This is a genomic window from Parvibaculum sp., assembly GCF_035511255.1.
Taxonomy (GTDB): Bacteria; Pseudomonadota; Alphaproteobacteria; order Parvibaculales; family Parvibaculaceae; genus Parvibaculum.
Genome location: NZ_DATKFR010000499.1, coordinates 1 through 2,921 on the forward strand (window position 1 = coordinate 1; position 2,921 = coordinate 2,921).

Consider the following 2,921-nt stretch of genomic DNA (forward strand, 5'->3'; position numbering starts at 1 on the left):
TCGTCGGTTTCGGGCAGGGTGAAGGTCTTGCCCGTAATTGTCTCGAAGGCGTCGATATAGACTTCCGCCGTGTCGAGGATGAGGTCGGCCGGGATTTCGGGAACGTCGTCCTTGTAAGGGTCGCAGCGGGCGGCAACCCAGTTGCGCACGAAATCCTTGTCGAAGCTTTCGGGCTTCTCGCCGGCGGCGAAGCGCTGGGCGTAGCTCGAGGCGAGCCAGTAGCGGCTGCTGTCCGGCGTGTGGATTTCGTCGGCGAGCACGATGTGGCCGCGCGCGTCGGTGCCGAACTCGTATTTCGTATCGACGAGGATGAGGCCGCTCGTCGCCGCGATCTCCTGTCCCCGCGCAAAAAGCGAGAGCGCATAGCCGGAAAGAATGCGCCATTGTTCCGCCGTCAGGATGCCGTTGGCGACGATCTCCTCGGGCGACAGCGGCTCGTCATGCGCACCCAACATGGCCTTGGAGGTCGGCGTGATGATGGTGCGCGGCAGGCGCTCATTGTCCCGCAACCCGTCCGGCAGGCGGACGCCGTACATCTCCCGCTCGCCCTTCTTGTACATGGTGAGGATCGAGGTGCCGGTGGTGCCGGCGAGATAGTCGCGCACCACGATCTCGACCGGCAGGATGTCGAGCCGGCGGCCGACGACCACGTTGGGATCGGGGTATTCGAGGACGTGGTTGGGGCAGATGTCCTTCGTCGCCTCGAACCAGAAGCGCGCGGTCTGGGTCAGCACCTCGCCCTTGTAGGGGATGGCGGCGAGGATGCGGTCGAAGGCGCTCAATCGGTCCGAAGCGACGATGATGCGCCGCCCGTCGGGCAGATCGTAATTGTCGCGCACCTTGCCGCGATAATGGTTGGGAAGTTCCGCAATGGTCGCGTCGGCGAGCACCTGATGCCGACGCGCCCTGAAAGCCGCCTTGTCCATCTTGTCCGTCCCTGATTGGCCGCGCCCGTTTGATGGCGGAAAGCGGCCCCGAGCGCAAGCGCGGCCTGTGATAAACGGGGGCGGAACGGACGAAATTTCGCCATATCCCTCCGCGATTGTTTAGACTTGCGACAGTTTCCATACGGCGTCGCCGCCGTTCCCCAAGCGGTCCCGCCGCCAGTTTTCGAGCACAGCCCCCATGAGAACCGAAGAACCGCATCCCGTCCTGTTAAAGGACTATGCGCCGCCCGCTTTCCTGATCGACGAGGTGTCGCTCGAGGTCGCCCTCGACCCGGCGGCGACCCGCGTTCACGCGCGGCTGAAGATGCGGCGGAACCCGGCCGCGGCCGGCAACGGGCCGTTGGTGCTCGATGGCGAAAAGCTGACGCTGCACGAAGTCAGGATCGACGGCGAGACGCTGAGCCCGAACGCCTGGCAGGTCGACGGGCGGCATCTGACGGTGCCGGAGACGCCAGACGGGGGGTTCACGCTGGAAACGGTGACAACCTGCGGGCCGGAGGCAAACACGGCGCTGACGGGGCTCTATCTCTCGAACGGCATCTACTGCACGCAATGCGAGGCGGAAGGGTTCCGCCGCATCACTTATTATCTGGACCGGCCGGACGCGATGGCCGTCTTCACGACGCGCATCGTCGCCGACGAGAAGGCGGCGCCCGTCTTGCTCTCGAACGGCAATCTGGTGAAGGCGGGTAAGCTCAAGGACGGCAAGCACTTTGCCGAATGGCACGATCCCTTCCCGAAGCCCGCCTATCTCTTCGCGCTGGTCGCGGGCGCGCTCGGCCATGTCGAGGACAAGTTCGTCACCATGTCGGGCCGGGAGGTGACGCTCAGGATTTTCGTCGAGCCGGGGAACGAGGATCGCTGCGCCTATGCGATGGAAGCGCTGAAACGCTCGATGCGCTGGGACGAAGAGGTGTTCGGCCGCGAATACGATCTCGACATCTTCATGATCGTCGCGGTGAGTTCCTTCAACATGGGGGCGATGGAGAACAAGGGCCTCAACGTCTTCAACGACAAATATGTGCTGGCCCGCCCCGACACCGCGACGGACGCCGACTATGCCGCGATCGAGGCGATCATCGCGCATGAATATTTCCACAACTGGACCGGCAACCGCATCACCTGCCGCGACTGGTTCCAGCTTTGCCTGAAGGAAGGCCTGACCGTCTTCCGCGATCAGGAGTTCACCAGCGACATGCGCTCGCGCCCCGTGAAGCGCATTGCCGACGTGCGTCTACTTCGCAGTCATCAGTTCCCGGAGGATCAGGGACCCCTCGCCCATCCGGTGCGACCCGATAGCTACATCGAGATCAACAATTTCTACACGGCGACCGTCTACGAAAAGGGCGCCGAGCTTTGCCGCATGATCCACACGCTGGTGGGACCGAAGCGCTTCCGCAAGGGCATGGACCTCTATTTCGAGCGCCATGACGGCGAGGCGGCCACCGTCGAGGATTTTCTGAAGGCGCTCTCCGACGGCGCGAAGATCGACCTCACGCAATTCAAGCTCTGGTACCAGCAGTCCGGAACACCGGAGGTCCTGGTGTCGGGCCGCTACGACAGCGCACGCGAAACCTACACGCTGAAGATGACGCAGGTTTGCGCGCCGACGCCCGGCCAGAAAATGAAGGAGCCCTATCACATCCCGGTCGCGGTCGGCCTTGTCGGGCCGGACGGCAAGGACATGCCCCTTCATCTCGACGGCGACGACAAGAGCACCAGGACGCGCGTGCTGAACCTCACCGAGCGGACGCAGACCTTCCGCTTCCGCCATGTCGGCGAGAAGCCCGTGCCCTCGCTGCTGCGGGGATTCACCGCGCCCGTCACGCTGACCGCCAATCTGAAGGAACGCGACTGGGTGTTCCTGATGACGCATGACAGCGATCCCTTCAATCGCTGGGAGGCTGCACAGCGTTACGCAAGCGGCCTCCTGATCGCGACCGTCGAAGCCATCCGGACGGGCGGCAAGCGCCG

2 protein-coding genes are annotated in these 2,921 nt (G+C 64.0%); one reads left to right on the plus strand and one right to left on the minus strand.

Features of this window, described 5'->3' with window-relative positions; all coding sequences use genetic code 11:
- A partial coding sequence (locus VMR03_RS18520) for a phosphoribosylaminoimidazolesuccinocarboxamide synthase (RefSeq protein WP_325407879.1) occupies positions 1-926 on the minus strand: 926 nt, incomplete at its 3' end.
- Positions 927-1,125: 199 nt separating this feature from the next.
- Here VMR03_RS18520 and pepN point away from each other — a divergent pair.
- Positions 1,126-2,921: aminopeptidase N (gene pepN / locus VMR03_RS18525; protein ID WP_325407881.1), on the plus strand; the 1,796-nt coding region annotated here is incomplete at its 3' end.